Here is a 16241-nt window from a genome sequence, read left to right on the forward strand (position 1 = left end):
CGGTGGGGCGGCGCTCCGGCGTCGCCCCGCCGCACCCCGACGGGCCCCGGATTCCGGGGCCCGTCGGCGTATCCACGGTCACCGTCTCCTCCCGCACGACGGCGCCCGAACCGGCCCTGCCGACGGCATTCAGGTCGGCGGGCTAGGATCGCGGCGGTCGTCACCTTCCTCCCGATCCGCGACCCGGAGTCCACATGCCCGAGAGTGTCCCCGTCCTGCGCCGACCCGTGACCTGGCTCATCGCCGCCGCGGTCGTGCTCGTGATCGCCGTCGCCGTGGTCCTCGCGGTGCTGCTGGCCCCGCCGTCCACCGGGGACTCGGCCGAGCCGACGTCGGCCTCGCGGCCCACTCCCACCGAGCGGCTCGCCCCGGCGCCGGTCGTGGTGCCCGAGCCCGAACCCGCGCCTGACCCCCGCATCCCGACCGACTGCGCCGCGATCTACACGACGGACTGGTCGGGGGAGTTCGAGCCCGACTACGTGCTCAATCCCGAGTGGTCGACCGCCGACGGCGCGGCGCCCCTCTTCGGCACCGGCGACGCGGTCGCGCTGCCCGTGCTGCAGGAGACCTCGCAGCTGACGTGCGGCTGGCTCCCGCCCGAGGCCGGCGACGGGAGCATCGGCCTCGTCACGAACGTCGCCGCGGTCGACGAGGCGCAGACGGCCGCCGCGATCGCCGCGTTCCAGGCCGCCGGCATGGAGTGCTACGAGGAGTCCGGCGGCACGCGGTGCGTCGCCGAGTGGGAGGGCGCGGCGGGCTCCGCCGGCGAGTCCCAGTTCATCCGCGAGGGTCTCTGGATCGCCACCCGCTGGGACGGTCCGGCCGTCACCGGGTACACGGCCGACATCATCGCCCAGCTCTTCGCCTGAGCCGCGCGCGGCGTTGCGCCGGGGTCGCGTGGCGCGTTGCTAGAGTGAGCGCACCACGGGCAGACGGTGCTGCCCGGAAGGAGCGGACGATGAGCAGCACGACTCCCGGATCCGACCGCGACGCGCGCGACCTCGACGGCGACGGCGTGCCCGACTCGCCGGCCGAGCCGGCGGCGACCACGCCGTCCGACGCGCAGGCCTCGGTCGATCCGACCGCCGCCGACGCCGACCGCGTCGACCGGCTCGAGCAGCCCGTCACCGCGCCGAGCGACCGTTCCGGCGGGTCGGCGGGCGAACCGCGGTTCGTGGGCACCGACGAGGGCGCGGCGTCCCCCGGCCCCGAGGGCGACACCATCGTGCACGACCGATCCGAGCTCGACGCCGCGGTCGAGCGGGCGCGTACGGAGCACCCGCCCGTGGTCCACGAGAGCCCCGACCCCGCCGATCGCACCGACACGAGCGCGATGCAGCGCGACGACCTGCTCGCCGGCAGCCCCGAGCCGGTCCGCGCGGAGGACGTGCGCCGGGAGACGGGCGTGCCCGAGACCGTCGGCGCGGCCGGCGCGACGGGCGCCGCCGCCGCGGCGACCGCCCCGTCCGCGACGCCCGCCCCGGCGGCACCGCAGGCCATCTACGTGCAGGCGCCCCCGGAGCCGCGCGCCCGCGGCAACCGCGGGTTCGGCGTCCTGGTCGGCCTGATCGCGACGGCCGTGTTCGGCGTGCTGTACGCGGGCATCTCTTACCTCGTGCTGCTCGGCCAAGGCCCGTTCGAGGCCCTCGGCGTGTTCCTCGAGTTCGCGGCGCAGCCGGTGTTCTGGCTCCCCGTGATCTTCTTCTTCATCGCGTTCGCCGTGCTCGCGGTGATCCTCAACCGGGCCGCGTGGTGGACGTGGGCCGTGTTCGGCCTGCTCGTGGGCGTGATCGTGTACTTCTCCTACATCGCGGCGTCGCTGCTCACGGTCGCGGCCTGGCAGTTCACGCCCGAGCAGGCGGCCGACTTCATCCGGCAGCGCTGGCTCGACCCCTTCGCCATCATCGCGTTCATCGTCGCGCGCGAGCTGCCGATCTGGTTCGGCGGCTGGATCGCGGCGCACGGCCGCACGGTGACCGAGCGCAACCGGCAGGCGCGCGAGGAGTACGAGCGGCAGCTCGCGGCCGGACCGCAGCCGATCACGCGCTGAGACGCGGCATCCCGTCCGCTACCAGTCGCAGCTCGCCGGGCGCTGACGCGCGCCGTTCGGCGTCGCGGGCGGCGTACGCTCGGAGGATGGCGTGGGACAGGGCCTCCGCGTGGACGGTCGCGGGATTCGCGGCCGCGCTCGACGTCGCGCTCATCGTCGCGGCGTTCGGGTTCGTCAGCCTGTTCGCGGAGGCCGAGCCCGTCCCCGACCCGGCGGCCGGGCGCCTCGTCGGACCCATCACGGTCGGCGTCGCCGTGCTCGCCCTGCTCCTCCTGCTCGGATACGGGCTCACCCGCCGCATGCGGCCGTGGAGCCTCGCCGGACTCGCCCTGCTCGTCACCTGGGCCGCGGGAGTGCTCGCCGCGACCGTCGCCTACGCGGCATCCACCGGCACGGTGCTCGCGGCGCTGCTGTTCGCCCTCTCGTTCATGACCGTCGGATTCGGCCTCATCATCCCGATCACGAGCGCGCTCGTCGCGCTCCTCGCCGCCGTGACGGCCCGGGCCCAGCAGGGCGGCGTGGAACGCCCGCGGTGGCCGTGGGAGCGCGACGACGAGGAGTGACGCGGAACGGCGCGTCGTGACATCCGTTCACCGCCTGCGCCGCGCCGGAGCGCCCCGGCAGTAGGGTGAACCGCGTGGAGGGATCGGTCGAGGCCCGTGTCAGCCACGAGGTCGACCGCTGGCTCGCGTGGCTGCCGCGCTGGCGTCCGGGCACGCACCGCGGTCGCGTGCGCCTCTGCACGCGCTGCTTCGGCTCCCCGATCCTCGCCGCCGCCGGTCTCGACGTCGACGTCCCGCACCCGGTGCAGCATGCCTTCTCGATGCGGATGAAGGGCATCATCGACGCCGCCGTCGACGACTACACCGCGCGCAACCTGCCGATGCTGCACCGCGAGATCCGGCTCGCGGAGGAACGCAAGTCGCGGCGTCCGTACCGGGCGGGGGAGGGGCTCGACCCGGAGTTCCTCGGACTCGACCTCGACCCCGAGCCCGTGCCCGACCAGCCCTTCCTGTTCACGCTGCAGGGACTCGAGGCGGATGCCGCGGCCGAGGCCGCCGAGCCGGCGCCGCGCCCGTTCACGCCCCACGAGAAGGAGGCGCTGCGCGAGGAGGTGCGCATGGCCGACGAGTTCGCCAAGCAGCTCGGCCGGCGCATCTGCGTCGAGCTGGCCCACCACCGCGCGCGGATCGCCGCCGCGGTCGAGCGGCACGTCGAGCCGCAGGTCGCAGAGATGCTGGCCGACCTCGACCGCGAGCTCGACGCGCCCGGTTGGCCGAACTGAGCCGTTCGCTCAGGGCGTGCTGCCGGGCGGGGCACCCATTTGACCGACCGGTGACGCCGCATTACGATTGACCGGGTGTGCGCCTTGCCGCGCGCTCGCACCCTGCCCGCAGAACGTCGCGGGTCCGGAGCGGGCTCTCACGAGACGCACGCAGGGCGTCGGCTCACCATCGACCCGGTCGCCCCCACGGCATACCCACCACTGACAGGCTCCGTCGCTCGGCGGTGCCGGTGGGTCGTGATGTGAAATCCATCAATGCTGTCACCGTGCAGCACAACAAGGAGAAGCAGTGCCAACCATTCAGCAGTTGGTCCGCAAGGGTCGCACGCCCAAGGTCACCAAGACCAAGGCGCCCGCCCTGAAGGCCAACCCCCAGCAGCGCGGCGTGTGCACGCGTGTGTACACCACCACCCCGAAGAAGCCGAACTCGGCGCTCCGCAAGGTCGCCCGCGTGAAGCTCTCGAACGGCACCGAGGTCACCGCCTACATCCCCGGTGAGGGCCACAACCTGCAGGAGCACTCGATGGTGCTCGTTCGCGGCGGTCGTGTGAAGGACCTCCCCGGCGTGCGCTACAAGATCATCCGCGGCGCGCTCGACACGCAGGCCGTGAAGAACCGCAAGCAGGCTCGTAGCCGCTACGGCGCGAAGATGGAGAAGAAGTAATGCCTCGCAAGGGTCCCGCTCCGAAGCGCCCCGTCGTCGCCGACCCGGTCTACGGTTCGCCGGTCGTCAGCCAGCTCGTCAACAAGATCCTCATCGACGGCAAGAAGGACCTCGCCCAGCGCATCGTCTACGAGGCGCTCGAGAACGTCGCGAACAAGTCCGGCCAGGACGCCGTCGCGACGCTCAAGAAGGCCCTCGACAACGTGCGCCCGACCCTCGAGGTCCGGTCGCGCCGCGTCGGCGGCTCGACCTACCAGGTCCCCGTCGAGGTCAAGCCCCACCGCGCGAACACCCTGGCGCTGCGCTGGCTCACCAGCTACGCCAAGGCCCGCCGCGAGAAGACCATGACCGAGCGTCTCACCAACGAGATCCTCGACGCGTCGAACGGCCTGGGTGCCGCGGTCAAGCGCCGCGAGGACACCCACAAGATGGCCGAGTCGAACCGCGCCTTCGCCCACTACCGCTGGTAGCGGGCCGAGCGGATGCCGCGGGCGCCCCGCTCGCGGCCGGCTCGCGGCATCCGCTCACCCCCCACTCTCACCTTCCCGATCATCCGGAGGAACCCCGTGGCACTTGACGTGCTCACCGACCTGAGCAAGGTCCGCAACATCGGCATCATGGCGCACATCGATGCCGGCAAGACCACCACCACCGAGCGCATCCTGTTCTACACGGGCGTCAACCACAAGATCGGCGAGACGCACGACGGCGCCTCGACCACCGACTGGATGGAGCAGGAGAAGGAGCGCGGCATCACGATCACGTCGGCCGCCGTGACCTGCTTCTGGAACAAGAACCAGATCAACATCATCGACACGCCGGGCCACGTCGACTTCACCGTCGAGGTGGAGCGCTCGCTGCGCGTGCTCGACGGCGCGGTCGCCGTCTTCGACGGCAAGGAGGGCGTGGAGCCCCAGTCCGAGACCGTGTGGCGCCAGGCCGACAAGTACGACGTGCCCCGCATCTGCTTCGTCAACAAGATGGACAAGCTCGGCGCCGACTTCTACTTCACCGTCGACACCATCGTGAACCGCCTCGGTGCCAAGCCGCTGGTGCTGCAGCTGCCGATCGGCGCCGAGAACGACTTCGTCGGGGTCATCGACCTCGTCGAGATGCGCGCGCTCGTGTGGCCCGGCGACGCCAAGGGCGACGTGACCATGGGCGCCAAGTACGAGGTGCAGGAGATCCCGGCCGACCTCAAGGACAAGGCCGAGGAGTACCGCCAGCAGCTGCTCGAGACCGTCGCCGAGACCAGCGACGAGCTGCTCGAGAAGTTCTTCGGCGGCGAGGAGCTCACGGTCGACGAGATCAAGGGCGCCATCCGCAAGCTCACCGTGAACTCCGAGATCTACCCCGTGCTCTGCGGCTCGGCGTTCAAGAACCGCGGCGTGCAGCCCATGCTCGACGCGGTCATCGACTACCTGCCGTCGCCGCTCGACGTGCCGCCCGTGCAGGGCCACGACGTGCGCGACGAGGAGAAGATCATCGAGCGCCACGCCGACGCCACCGAGCCGTTCTCGGCGCTCGCGTTCAAGGTCGCGGTGCACCCGTTCTTCGGTCGCCTCACCTACGTCCGCGTGTACTCGGGCCGCCTCGACTCCGGCGCCCAGGTCATCAACTCGACCAAGGGCAAGAAGGAGCGCATCGGGAAGATCTTCCAGATGCACGCCAACAAGGAGAACCCGGTCGACTCGGTCACCGCGGGCAACATCTACGCCGTCATCGGCCTCAAGGACACGACCACGGGCGACACCCTGTGCGACCCCGACAACCAGGTCGTCCTCGAGTCGATGACCTTCCCCGAGCCCGTCATCGAGGTCGCGATCGAGCCGAAGACCAAGGCCGACCAGGAGAAGCTCGGCACGGCGATCCAGAAGCTCGCCGAGGAGGACCCGACCTTCCGCACCGAGCTCAACCAGGAGACCGGCCAGACCGTCATCAAGGGCATGGGCGAGCTGCACCTCGACATCCTGGTCGACCGCATGAAGCGCGAGTTCAAGGTCGAGGCGAACGTCGGCAAGCCGCAGGTCGCGTACCGCGAGACCATCAAGCGCGCCGTCGAGAAGCACGACTACACCCACAAGAAGCAGACGGGTGGCTCGGGTCAGTTCGCCAAGATCCAGTTCGCGCTCGAGCCGCTCGCGGTCGAGGGCGACAAGACGTACGAGTTCGAGAACAAGGTCACGGGTGGCCGCGTTCCGCGCGAGTACATCCCCTCGGTCGACGCCGGCTTCCAGGACGCCATGCAGTACGGCATCCTGGCCGGCTACCCGATGGTCGGCGTCAAGGGCATCCTGCTCGACGGCGCCGCCCACGACGTCGACTCCTCGGAGATGGCGTTCAAGATCGCCGGTTCGATGGGCTTCAAGGAGGCCGCTCGGAAGGCGAACCCCGTCCTGCTCGAGCCGCTGATGGCCGTCGAGGTCCGTACTCCCGAGGAGTACATGGGCGACGTCATCGGCGACCTGAACTCGCGCCGCGGCCAGATCCAGTCCATGGAGGACGCCGCCGGCGTGAAGGTCGTGCGTGCGCACGTCCCGCTCTCGGAGATGTTCGGCTACATCGGAGACCTGCGGTCCAAGACCTCGGGCCGCGCGGTGTACTCGATGGAGTTCGAGAGCTACGCGGAGGTCCCGAAGGCCGTGGCCGACGAGATCGTCCAGAAGAACAAGGGCGAGTAGCGCCCGAACGCACGAGCCGACAGGTTCGCGTAACATAACAACACAACCCCCGTAGCCCACCGGTCGCAATCCGGCGCCCGGTGCTGCTACACGGATCCTGAGGAGGACCCACAGTGGCTAAGGCCAAGTTCGAGCGGACCAAGCCGCACGTCAACATCGGTACGATCGGTCACGTCGACCACGGCAAGACGACGCTCACCGCGGCGATCTCGAAGGTGCTCGCCGACAAGTACCCGTCGGCCACCAACGTGCAGCGCGACTTCGCGTCGATCGACTCGGCTCCCGAGGAGCGCCAGCGCGGCATCACGATCAACATCTCGCACGTCGAGTACGAGACGCCGAAGCGCCACTACGCGCACGTCGACGCCCCGGGTCACGCCGACTACATCAAGAACATGATCACCGGTGCGGCCCAGATGGACGGCGCGATCCTCGTGGTCGCGGCGACCGACGGCCCGATGGCCCAGACGCGCGAGCACGTGCTGCTCGCCAAGCAGGTCGGCGTGCCCTACCTGCTCGTCGCGCTGAACAAGGCCGACATGGTCGACGACGAGGAGATCCTGGAGCTCGTCGAGCTCGAGGTCCGCGAGCTCCTCTCGAGCCAGGGCTTCCCCGGCGACGACGCTCCGGTCGTCCGCGTGTCGGGCCTCAAGGCGCTCGAGGGCGACGAGAAGTGGGTCCAGTCGGTCCTCGACCTCATGGAGGCCGTCGACGAGTCGATCCCCGACCCGGTGCGCGACAAGGACAAGCCGTTCCTCATGCCCATCGAGGACGTCTTCACCATCACCGGCCGTGGCACGGTCGTCACGGGTCGCGCCGAGCGCGGCACGCTGAAGATCAACTCCGAGGTCGAGATCGTCGGCATCCGCCCGACGCAGAAGACCACGGTCACGGGTATCGAGATGTTCCACAAGCAGCTCGACGAGGCCTGGGCCGGCGAGAACTGCGGTCTCCTGCTCCGTGGTACCAAGCGCGAGGACGTCGAGCGCGGCCAGGTCGTCGTGGCCCCGGGTTCGGTCACCCCGCACACCAACTTCGAGGGCACCGCGTACATCCTCTCGAAGGAGGAGGGCGGCCGTCACAACCCGTTCTACGCGAACTACCGTCCGCAGTTCTACTTCCGCACCACCGACGTCACCGGCGTCATCACGCTGCCCGAGGGCACCGAGATGGTCATGCCCGGCGACACCACCGACATGACGGTCGAGCTCATCCAGCCGATCGCCATGGAGGAGGGCCTCGGCTTCGCCATCCGCGAGGGTGGCCGCACGGTCGGCGCCGGTACCGTCACGAAGATCATCAAGTAATCTTCGCGATCGCGACCTTCTGAAGGGGTCGGGCCCTCGGGCCCGGCCCCTTCGTCGTGTCCGCGCTCAGTGGGCGTCGACCCGGGTGCCGTCGATCTCGGTGTCGACGTCGATGGCGCCCTCGACGCTGCGCCCGACCGTGCAGCCCTTCTCGATCGCGCGGGCCATGATGCCGACGAGCTTCTCGCGGTCCGCGGCGTCGAGGACCGACAGGTCGACGATCACCTCCTCGGCGATCTGCTGGTACCGGTTCGACTCCTGGTCGGACCTGCCGTGGGCCCACACCGTCATCGCGTAGTCGTCGCCGAGCCGGCGCGCGGCGACGCGGTCGACGCTCAGCCCGACGCATCCGGCCAGGGCGAGCTTCAGCAGTTCGCCCGGCGTGAAGTGCTCGCCCTCGAGCTCCGATCCGCCGATCTGCAAGGTCGCGCCGCGCTCGTTCAGGCCCTCGTAGCGCCTCGGGGCGATCCGCGTGACCGAGACGCTGCCCGGTCCGATCCGCTCGCTCACGGCGTGGGCGTGCTCGGTGGTCTGGTCGGTCATGGCGTCCTCCCGCGGGGTTCGTATCGCTCGATTCCATCACGCGGGCGGATGCCGCGACATCCGCTTGACTGGGAGGATGCGGTGAGCGCGACTCGCGCGACACGCCCGGGTTGCACGAGCGATGCGGCTGTGGCAAACTCTTCTAGTTCAACATTTCGAACGGCGTGCCCTGCTGCGTGCCGTTCGAATCACTGCCAGGCAGTGCATAGCCACCGACACCCTCATCAGCACGGCTGACGGGGGCGAGCGGGTCAGGCTAGGCCGCGGGCAGCAGGACGCACACACCGACCTCCACTTCGAGCATGGGTCCGCCATGCCCGTTTCCGCGAGTGCGACACGCCCGAGCGCGGGGGTCGGTGGGGCTCGAAGGTCGAGCGTGTCGAGGTCACCGCGGCGAGGGGTGGTTTCGACAGGCTCGATCACCGGCCTTTGACAGAAGAACAGTGGTGCTTCACACGAAGTGGCTACGCGGCGTCCGATGCCCTCGGAAGGGGTAAGACGCCTTGACAGAGAGAGAGTCAGCAATGGCGGGACAGAAGATCCGCATTCGACTGAAGTCGTATGACCACGAGGTCATCGACACCTCGGCGCGCAAGATCGTCGACACGGTGACCCGCGCGGGCGCCACGGTCGTCGGCCCCGTGCCGCTTCCGACCGAGAAGAACGTGGTGTGCGTCATCCGCTCGCCCCACAAGTACAAGGACAGCCGCGAGCACTTCGAGATGCGCACCCACAAGCGCGTGATCGACATCGTGGACCCGACGCCCAAGGCCGTCGACTCGCTCATGCGTCTCGACCTCCCGGCCGACGTCAACATCGAGATCAAGCTCTGAGGTACGACATGTCCACCACTGCCAAGAACGTGAAGGGCCTGCTCGGCACCAAGCTCGGCATGACCCAGGTGTGGGACGAGAACAACAAGCTCATCCCGGTCACCGTCATCGAGATCGCCCCCAACGTGGTCACCCAGCTCCGCACCGCTGAGAAGGACGGCTACTCGGCCGTCCAGATCGCCGCGGGCGCCATCGACCCGCGCAAGGTCACCAAGCCGCTCACCGGCCACTTCGACGCCGCCGGCGTCACCCCCCGCCGCCACGTCACCGAGGTGCGCACCGCGGATGCCGCGGACTACGCGCTCGGCCAGGAGCTCACGGTCGACGGCACCTTCGAGGCCGGCCAGCTCGTCGACGTCGTCGGCACGAGCAAGGGCAAGGGCTTCGCCGGTGTCATGAAGCGCCACAACTTCGCGGGCGTCTCCGCCTCGCACGGTGCCCACCGCAACCACCGCAAGCCCGGTTCGATCGGCGCGTCGTCGACCCCGAGCCGCGTCTTCAAGGGCATGCGCATGGCCGGCCGCATGGGCGGCGAGCGCGTCACCGTCCTGAACCTCCGCGTGCACGCCGTCGACGCCGAGAAGGGCCTCCTGCTCGTCAAGGGCGCGGTCCCCGGTGCGCGCGGCCGTCTCGTGTTCGTCCGCAACGCTGTGAAGGGGGCGTAGTCCATGGCTACCGCCAACACCATCGACGTCCTCGACGTCACCGGCAAGAAGTCCGGCTCGATCGAGCTGCCCGCCGAGCTCTTCGACGTGCAGACCAACGTGCCGCTGATCCACCAGGTCGTCGTCGCCCAGCTCGCCGCCGCGCGCCAGGGCACGCACAAGACCAAGACTCGCGGCGAGGTCTCCGGCGCCGGTCGCAAGCCCTTCAAGCAGAAGGGCACGGGCCGCGCCCGCCAGGGTTCGATCCGCGCGCCGCACATGACCGGCGGTGGCGTCGTCCACGGCCCGCAGCCGCGCGACTACTCGCAGCGCACCCCCAAGAAGATGATCGCCGCCGCCCTGCTCGGCGCGCTCTCCGACCGCGCTCGCGGCGGCCGCGTCCACGCGGTCGAGGCGTTCGCCGCCGGCGACGTCGCGAAGACCAAGGACGCCGTGGCGCTGCTCGCCGGCATCGCGCCGGCCAGGCACTTCCTGGTCGTGCTCGCCCGCGACGAGGAGCTCTCGGAGCGTGCGGTGCGCAACATCGAGACCGTGCACGTGCTGCCGGTCGACCAGCTGAACGCCTACGACGTGCTCGTCTCCGACGACATCGTCTTCAGCCAGGCCGCGCTCGAGGCGTTCATCGCCGCCAAGCAGGCCAAGAAGGAAGAGGTCTCCGCATGAGCGCCGCGCACAACAAGGACCCCCGCGACATCATCATCGCGCCGGTGGTCTCGGAGAAGAGCTACAACCTGATCGACGAGGGCAAGTACACGTTCATCGTGGACCCGCGTGCGAACAAGACCGAGATCAAGCTCGCGATCGAGAAGATCTTCAACGTCCAGGTCGCCTCGATCAACACCCTGAACCGCCAGGGCAAGACGCGTCGCACGCGCTTCGGCATCGGCAAGCGCAAGGACACCAAGCGCGCGATCGTCACCCTCAAGTCCGGCTCGATCGACATCTTCACGGCTGTCGGCTAAGGAGCAGAGGAAACTCACTATGGCTATTCGCAAGTACAAGCCCACGACCCCGGGTCGTCGCGGTTCGTCGGTCGCCGACTTCGCGGAGATCACGCGCTCGACGCCCGAGAAGTCGCTGCTCCGTCCGCTCTCGAAGTCCGGTGGCCGCAACAACCAGGGTCGCATCACCACCCGCCACGTCGGCGGCGGCCACAAGCGCCAGTACCGCGTCATCGACTTCCGTCGCAACGACAAGGACGGCGTGCCCGCCAAGGTCGCGCACATCGAGTACGACCCGAACCGCACCGCGCGCATCGCGCTGCTCCACTTCGTGGACGGCACCAAGCGCTACATCCTCGCGCCGAACAAGCTGCAGCAGGGCGACCCGATCGAGTCGGGCCCCAACGCCGACATCAAGCCCGGCAACAACCTGCCGCTGCGCAACATCCCGACCGGTACCGTCGTGCACGCCATCGAGCTGCGCCCCGGTGGCGGCGCGAAGCTCGCGCGCTCGGCCGGTGCGTCCGTCCGCCTCGTGGCGAAGGACGGCCCCTACGCGCAGCTCCGCCTGCCGTCGGGCGAGATCCGCAACGTCGACGCGCGCTGCCGCGCGACCGTCGGCGAGGTCGGCAACGCCGAGCAGTCGAACATCAACTGGGGCAAGGCCGGCCGCAAGCGCTGGAAGGGCGTCCGCCCGACCGTCCGCGGTGTCGCGATGAACCCGATCGACCACCCGCACGGTGGTGGTGAGGGCAAGACCTCCGGTGGTCGCCACCCGGTGAGCCCGTGGGGTCAGCCCGAGGGTCGCACCCGTCGCCCCAACAAGGAGAGCGACAAGCTCATCGTCCGCCGCCGTACCGTCGGCAAGAAGCGCAAGTAGGAGTTCAGGAAGATGCCTCGCAGCCTCAAGAAGGGCCCCTTCGTCGACGAGCACCTGCTTCGCAAGGTCGTCTCGCAGAACGAAGCCGGCAGCAAGAACGTCATCAAGACCTGGTCGCGTCGCTCGATGATCATCCCGGCCATGCTCGGGCACACGATCGCCGTGCACGACGGCCGCAAGCACATCCCGGTGTTCGTCACCGAGACCATGGTGGGCCACAAGCTCGGCGAGTTCGCGCCCACCCGCACCTTCCGTGGACACGTGAAGGACGACAAGAAGGGCCGCCGCCGCTAGTCGCGGTGGTGTGAAGGAGGAAGAAATGGTGGAGTCGATCGCCCGCGTGCGACACATCCGCGTCACCCCCATGAAGGCTCGCCGCGTCGTCAACCTGATCCGCGGCAAGCAGGCTCAGGAGGCGCTCGCCATCCTGAAGTTCGCACCCCAGGGTGCGAGCGAGCCGGTGTACAAGCTCGTCGCCTCGGCCATCGCGAACGCTCGCGTCAAGGCCGATGCCACGAACACCTACCTGGACGAGCAGGACCTGTACGTGAAGACGGCGTTCGTCGACGAGGGCACCACCCTCAAGCGATTCCAGCCGCGCGCCCAGGGCCGTGCCTTCCGCATCAACAAGCGCACGAGCCACATCACCATCGTGCTCGGCACGCCCGAGGAGGGTACGAAGTAATGGGTCAGAAGGTCAACCCGTACGGCTTCCGTCTCGGCATCACCACCGACCACGTGTCGCGGTGGTTCTCCGACTCGACGAAGCCCGGACAGCGCTACGCCGACTACCTCGCCGAGGACGTCAAGATCCGTCGCCTGCTCCAGACGTCGCTCGACCGCGCGGGTGTCTCGCGCATCGAGATCGAGCGCACCCGGGATCGCGTCCGCGTGGACATCCACACGGCCCGCCCCGGCATCGTGATCGGCCGCCGCGGCGCCGAGGCCGAGCGCATCCGCGCCGACCTCGAGAAGCTCACCGGCAAGCAGATCCAGCTGAACATCCTCGAGGTGAAGAACCCCGAGGCCGACGCCCAGCTCGTCGCGCAGGGCATCGCCGAGCAGCTCTCCGCTCGCGTGGCGTTCCGCCGCGCGATGCGCAAGGGCCTGCAGGGCGCGCAGCGCGCCGGCGCCAAGGGCGTCCGGATCCAGGTGTCGGGCCGCCTCGGCGGCGCCGAGATGAGCCGCTCGGAGTTCTACCGCGAGGGTCGCGTGCCGCTGCACACGCTCCGCGCGAACATCGACTACGGCTTCTACGAGGCCAAGACCACCTTCGGCCGCATCGGCGTGAAGGTCTGGATCTACAAGGGCGACATCACCAACAAGGAGCTCGCGCGCGAGCAGGCCGCCCAGAAGCCGTCGCGCGAGCGCAGTGACCGTCCCCGCCGTGCGCCCCGTTCGCAGGAGCCCGCGGCCGCAGGAGTTGAGGCATAACCATGTTGATTCCCCGTCGAGTCAAGTACCGCAAGCAGCACCACCCCGGCCGTTCGGGCCAGGCCACCGGCGGCACGAAGGTCTCCTTCGGCGAGTTCGGCATCCAGGCCCTGTCTCCCGCGTACGTGACGAACCGTCAGATCGAGTCCGCTCGTATCGCGATGACGCGTCACATCAAGCGTGGCGGCAAGGTGTGGATCAACATCTACCCCGACCGTCCGCTCACGAAGAAGCCGGCCGAGACCCGAATGGGTTCCGGTAAGGGTTCGCCCGAGTGGTGGGTCGCCAACGTCAAGCCGGGTCGCGTCCTCTTCGAGGTCTCGGGCGTCTCCGAGGAACTCGCTCGCGAGGCCATGACCCGTGCCATCCACAAGCTGCCCCTCAAGGCACGCATCATCAAGCGCGAGGAGGGCGACGCATAATGGCCGTCGGTTCCAAGGAGCTCGCTATCGTCGAGCTCGACACCTTCGAGGACGAGCGTCTCGTCGACGAGCTGAAGAAGGCCAAGGAGGAGCTGTTCAACCTGCGCTTCCAGTCGGCCACGGGCCAGCTCGAGAGCCACGGCCGCCTCAAGGCCGTCAAGCGCGACATCGCCCGCATCTACACGGTCATCCGTGAGCGCGAGCTCGGCATCCGTGCGACGCCGGCTCCGGTCGAGGCGCCCGCCGCGCCCGCCAAGAAGACGAAGAAGGCCAAGGCCGCGGCTGACGCGACCGAGGCCGAGACGAAGGAGGCCTGATCATGGCTGAGACCAAGAAGGCTGCTGAAGCCGAGGTCGCCGAGACGGCCTCGCACCGCCCGTACCGCAAGGTGCGCCGCGGCTACGTCGTCAGCGACAAGATGGACAAGACCATCGTCGTCGAGGTCGAGGACCGCGTGAAGCACCCCCTCTACGGCAAGGTCATGCGCCGCACGTCGAAGGTCAAGGCGCACGACGAGCAGAACACCGCCGGCATCGGTGACCTCGTCGTGATCTCCGAGACCCGCCCGCTCAGCGCCACCAAGCGGTGGCGCCTCGTCGAGATCGTCGAGAAGGCCAAGTAAGCCCCTGGGCTTGCCTCTCAGAAGGAGTACGAAGTGATTCAGCAGGAATCCCGGCTCAAGGTCGCCGACAACACGGGTGCCAAGGAGCTGCTCACGATCCGCGTGCTCGGCGGATCCAACCGCCGGTACGCGGGCCTGGGCGACGTCATCGTCGCCACGGTCAAGGACGCCATCCCCGGCGGCAACGTGAAGAAGGGCGACGTGGTCAAGGCCGTCGTCGTCCGCACCGTGAAGGAGACCCGTCGTCCCGACGGCTCCTACATCAAGTTCGACGAGAACGCCGCGGTGATCCTCAAGAACGACGGTGACCCCCGTGGCACCCGCATCTTCGGGCCGGTCGGCCGGGAGCTGCGCGACAAGAAGTTCATGAAGATCATCTCGCTGGCGCCGGAGGTGCTGTAACCATGGCGAACATCAAGAAGGGCGACCTGGTCCAGGTCATCTCGGGCCGCAGCCAGGCCCGCGGCGGAGACCGCGGCAAGCAGGGCAAGGTCATCGAGGTGCTCGTCGACCAGAACCGCGTCGTCGTCGAGGGCGTGAACTACGTCACCAAGCACGTTCGCGTCGGCCAGACCCAGCGCGGCAGCAAGACCGGCGGCATCGAGACCCACGAGGCCCCGATCCACGTGTCGAACGTCGCGCTCGTCGACCCCGAGACGAAGAAGCCGACCCGCGTCGGCTTCCGCACCGAGACGGTCACCAAGGACGGCGTCGAGAAGACGGTCCGAGTCCGCTACGCCAAGAAGTCAGGTAAGGACCTGTAATGACTGACACCGCGACTGCCGCGCCGGCTGGCAAGATCCAGCCGCGCCTCAAGCAGAAGTACAAGAACGAGATCTCGACGGCCCTCACCGAGGCGAACGGCTACGCCAACCCGCACCAGGTGCCGGGTCTCGTGAAGATCGTGGTCAACATGGGCGTCGGCGAGGCCGCACGCGACGGCAAGGTCATCGACGGCGCCATCGCCGACCTCACCCGCATCACCGGCCAGAAGCCGCAGGTCACCAAGGCCCGCAAGTCGATCGCCCAGTTCAAGCTCCGCGAGGGCCAGCCCATCGGCGCCCACGTGACGCTGCGCGGCGACCGCATGTGGGAGTTCCTCGACCGCCTGCTCTCGCTCGCGCTGCCCCGCATCCGCGACTTCCGCGGCCTGTCCGACCAGCAGTTCGACGGCAACGGCAACTACACCTTCGGCCTCACCGAGCAGTCCGTGTTCCACGAGATCGACCAGGACAAGATCGACCGCGTCCGCGGCATGGACATCACCGTGGTGACCACCGCCAAGACCGACGACGAGGGTCGCGCGCTGCTCAAGGCGCTCGGCTTCCCGTTCAAGTCGAACGAATCCGCGTAGTAGACTCTACGAGTTTGTGCCCGCGCGGCCGGACCCGGAACACCCGAGGTCCGGCCCGCAACGGCATCCGGCGGCCCGCAACCGCGAGTCGCCACCACCACAGGTCAGTCCCCGTGTACCGGGTCCTGAAACCTGGTGAACGTAAGGAAACACCGTCATGACGATGACCGACCCGGTCGCTGACATGCTGACGCGCCTGCGCAACGCCAACTCCGCGCACCACGACTCCGTGTCGATGCCCAACTCGAAGCTCAAGGCGCACATCGCCGAGATCCTCAAGAGCGAGGGCTACATCGCGGACTTCGAGGTGACCGACGCGCGCGTCGGCACGACGCTCACGCTGCAGCTCAAGTTCGGCCCCAACCGCGAGCGTTCGATCGCGGGCATCAAGCGCGTGTCGAAGCCCGGCCTGCGCGTCTACGCGAAGTCGACCGAGATCCCCAAGGTGCTCGGCGGCCTCGGCGTCGCGATCCTGTCCACTTCCAGCGGTCTGCTCACCGACCGCCAGGCCGAGAAGAAGGGCGTGGGTGGGGAAGTCCTCGCCTACGTGTGGTAGATCC

Annotated in this window: 24 protein-coding genes; 23 read left to right on the forward strand and 1 reads right to left on the reverse strand. The window is 68.9% G+C overall.

Going from position 1 to position 16241, the window contains the following annotated elements:
- The first annotated feature begins 194 nt into the window (after positions 1 to 194).
- The 8 genes from ACZ4TW_RS10010 (at position 195) to tuf (ending at position 7987) form a co-directional block, all read left to right on the forward strand.
- Positions 195 to 869, forward strand: a complete 675-nt coding sequence (locus ACZ4TW_RS10010) for a hypothetical protein (protein WP_465542538.1) — start codon at positions 195 to 197, stop codon at positions 867 to 869.
- 89 nt (positions 870 to 958) lie between these two features.
- Positions 959 to 2050: a hypothetical protein gene (locus tag ACZ4TW_RS10015; protein WP_465542540.1), complete on the forward strand. Its 1092-nt coding sequence runs from the start codon at positions 959 to 961 to the stop codon at positions 2048 to 2050.
- A gap of 86 nt (positions 2051 to 2136) precedes the next feature.
- Positions 2137 to 2613: a hypothetical protein gene (locus ACZ4TW_RS10020; RefSeq protein WP_465542542.1), complete on the forward strand. Its 477-nt coding sequence runs from the start codon at positions 2137 to 2139 to the stop codon at positions 2611 to 2613.
- A 74-nt stretch (positions 2614 to 2687) separates the two neighbouring features.
- Positions 2688 to 3335 carry a spermidine/putrescine ABC transporter substrate-binding protein gene (locus tag ACZ4TW_RS10025; RefSeq protein ID WP_465542544.1) on the forward strand — a complete coding sequence of 216 codons (648 nt, stop codon included), beginning with the start codon at positions 2688 to 2690 and terminating at the stop codon, positions 3333 to 3335.
- Between the two features lie 289 nt (positions 3336 to 3624).
- The gene (gene rpsL / locus ACZ4TW_RS10030) at positions 3625 to 3999 is read left to right on the forward strand and encodes a 30S ribosomal protein S12 (RefSeq protein WP_056734914.1); all 375 of its coding nucleotides are present in this window, start codon (positions 3625 to 3627) and stop codon (positions 3997 to 3999) included.
- Positions 3999 to 4469, forward strand: coding sequence for a 30S ribosomal protein S7 (gene rpsG, locus ACZ4TW_RS10035; protein WP_092668506.1), 471 nt, complete (start codon positions 3999 to 4001; stop codon positions 4467 to 4469). Before rpsL ends, rpsG begins: the two co-directional genes overlap by 1 nt.
- A 96-nt stretch (positions 4470 to 4565) precedes the next feature.
- Complete coding sequence (gene fusA / locus ACZ4TW_RS10040; RefSeq protein ID WP_465542547.1) at positions 4566 to 6680, forward strand: elongation factor G; 2115 nt, start codon at positions 4566 to 4568, stop codon at positions 6678 to 6680.
- Between the two features lie 113 nt (positions 6681 to 6793).
- Positions 6794 to 7987: an elongation factor Tu gene (tuf, locus tag ACZ4TW_RS10045; RefSeq protein ID WP_465542554.1), complete on the forward strand. Its 1194-nt coding sequence runs from the start codon at positions 6794 to 6796 to the stop codon at positions 7985 to 7987.
- A 66-nt stretch (positions 7988 to 8053) separates the two neighbouring features.
- Here tuf and ACZ4TW_RS10050 read toward each other — a convergent pair whose 3' ends face one another.
- Positions 8054 to 8530 (reverse strand): OsmC family protein, encoded by a 477-nt coding sequence (locus ACZ4TW_RS10050; protein WP_465542556.1) that lies wholly within the window; start codon positions 8528 to 8530, stop codon positions 8054 to 8056.
- Between the two features lie 524 nt (positions 8531 to 9054).
- Here ACZ4TW_RS10050 and rpsJ point away from each other — a divergent pair.
- From rpsJ to rpsH, 15 genes are all read left to right on the forward strand, one after another.
- Entirely contained in the window at positions 9055 to 9363 is a 309-nt protein-coding gene (gene rpsJ, locus ACZ4TW_RS10055; RefSeq protein WP_087135818.1) for a 30S ribosomal protein S10, read from the forward strand.
- 8 nt (positions 9364 to 9371) lie between these two features.
- Entirely contained in the window at positions 9372 to 10028 is a 657-nt protein-coding gene (gene rplC / locus ACZ4TW_RS10060; protein ID WP_465542559.1) for a 50S ribosomal protein L3, read from the forward strand.
- Between the two features lie 3 nt (positions 10029 to 10031).
- Complete coding sequence (gene rplD / locus ACZ4TW_RS10065; protein ID WP_465542561.1) at positions 10032 to 10691, forward strand: 50S ribosomal protein L4; 660 nt, start codon at positions 10032 to 10034, stop codon at positions 10689 to 10691.
- Entirely contained in the window at positions 10688 to 10990 is a 303-nt protein-coding gene (gene rplW / locus ACZ4TW_RS10070) for a 50S ribosomal protein L23 (RefSeq protein WP_067948587.1), read from the forward strand. The genes rplD and rplW overlap by 4 nt, the downstream gene beginning before the upstream one ends.
- Positions 10991 to 11009: 19 nt before the next feature.
- Positions 11010 to 11849, forward strand: a complete 840-nt coding sequence (rplB, locus tag ACZ4TW_RS10075; protein WP_465542563.1) for a 50S ribosomal protein L2 — start codon at positions 11010 to 11012, stop codon at positions 11847 to 11849.
- 12 nt (positions 11850 to 11861) lie between these two features.
- A complete protein-coding gene (gene rpsS / locus ACZ4TW_RS10080) occupies positions 11862 to 12143 on the forward strand; it encodes a 30S ribosomal protein S19 (protein ID WP_135063327.1) in 282 nt (93 codons plus the stop codon).
- Between the two features lie 25 nt (positions 12144 to 12168).
- Entirely contained in the window at positions 12169 to 12534 is a 366-nt protein-coding gene (rplV, locus tag ACZ4TW_RS10085) for a 50S ribosomal protein L22 (protein WP_092668524.1), read from the forward strand.
- Complete coding sequence (gene rpsC, locus ACZ4TW_RS10090; RefSeq protein WP_465542565.1) at positions 12534 to 13283, forward strand: 30S ribosomal protein S3; 750 nt, start codon at positions 12534 to 12536, stop codon at positions 13281 to 13283. Before rplV ends, rpsC begins: the two co-directional genes overlap by 1 nt.
- A 2-nt stretch (positions 13284 to 13285) precedes the next feature.
- Positions 13286 to 13705, forward strand: coding sequence for a 50S ribosomal protein L16 (gene rplP / locus ACZ4TW_RS10095; protein ID WP_092668528.1), 420 nt, complete (start codon positions 13286 to 13288; stop codon positions 13703 to 13705).
- Entirely contained in the window at positions 13705 to 14022 is a 318-nt protein-coding gene (rpmC, locus tag ACZ4TW_RS10100; RefSeq protein ID WP_092668530.1) for a 50S ribosomal protein L29, read from the forward strand. The genes rplP and rpmC overlap by 1 nt, the downstream gene beginning before the upstream one ends.
- 2 nt (positions 14023 to 14024) lie before the next feature.
- A complete protein-coding gene (gene rpsQ, locus ACZ4TW_RS10105; RefSeq protein WP_465542568.1) occupies positions 14025 to 14327 on the forward strand; it encodes a 30S ribosomal protein S17 in 303 nt (100 codons plus the stop codon).
- 33 nt (positions 14328 to 14360) lie between these two features.
- On the forward strand, positions 14361 to 14729 hold the full coding sequence (gene rplN / locus ACZ4TW_RS10110; RefSeq protein ID WP_092668534.1) for a 50S ribosomal protein L14: 369 nt from the start codon (positions 14361 to 14363) through the stop codon (positions 14727 to 14729).
- A 2-nt stretch (positions 14730 to 14731) separates the two neighbouring features.
- Positions 14732 to 15091, forward strand: coding sequence for a 50S ribosomal protein L24 (gene rplX / locus ACZ4TW_RS10115; protein WP_465542569.1), 360 nt, complete (start codon positions 14732 to 14734; stop codon positions 15089 to 15091).
- Entirely contained in the window at positions 15091 to 15681 is a 591-nt protein-coding gene (gene rplE / locus ACZ4TW_RS10120; RefSeq protein ID WP_465542571.1) for a 50S ribosomal protein L5, read from the forward strand. The genes rplX and rplE overlap by 1 nt, the downstream gene beginning before the upstream one ends.
- 157 nt (positions 15682 to 15838) lie before the next feature.
- On the forward strand, positions 15839 to 16237 hold the full coding sequence (rpsH, locus tag ACZ4TW_RS10125) for a 30S ribosomal protein S8 (protein ID WP_465542573.1): 399 nt from the start codon (positions 15839 to 15841) through the stop codon (positions 16235 to 16237).
- The last annotated feature ends 4 nt before the right edge of the window (positions 16238 to 16241 follow it).

The sequence above is a fragment of the Agromyces sp. NPDC029043 genome (assembly GCF_055564615.1).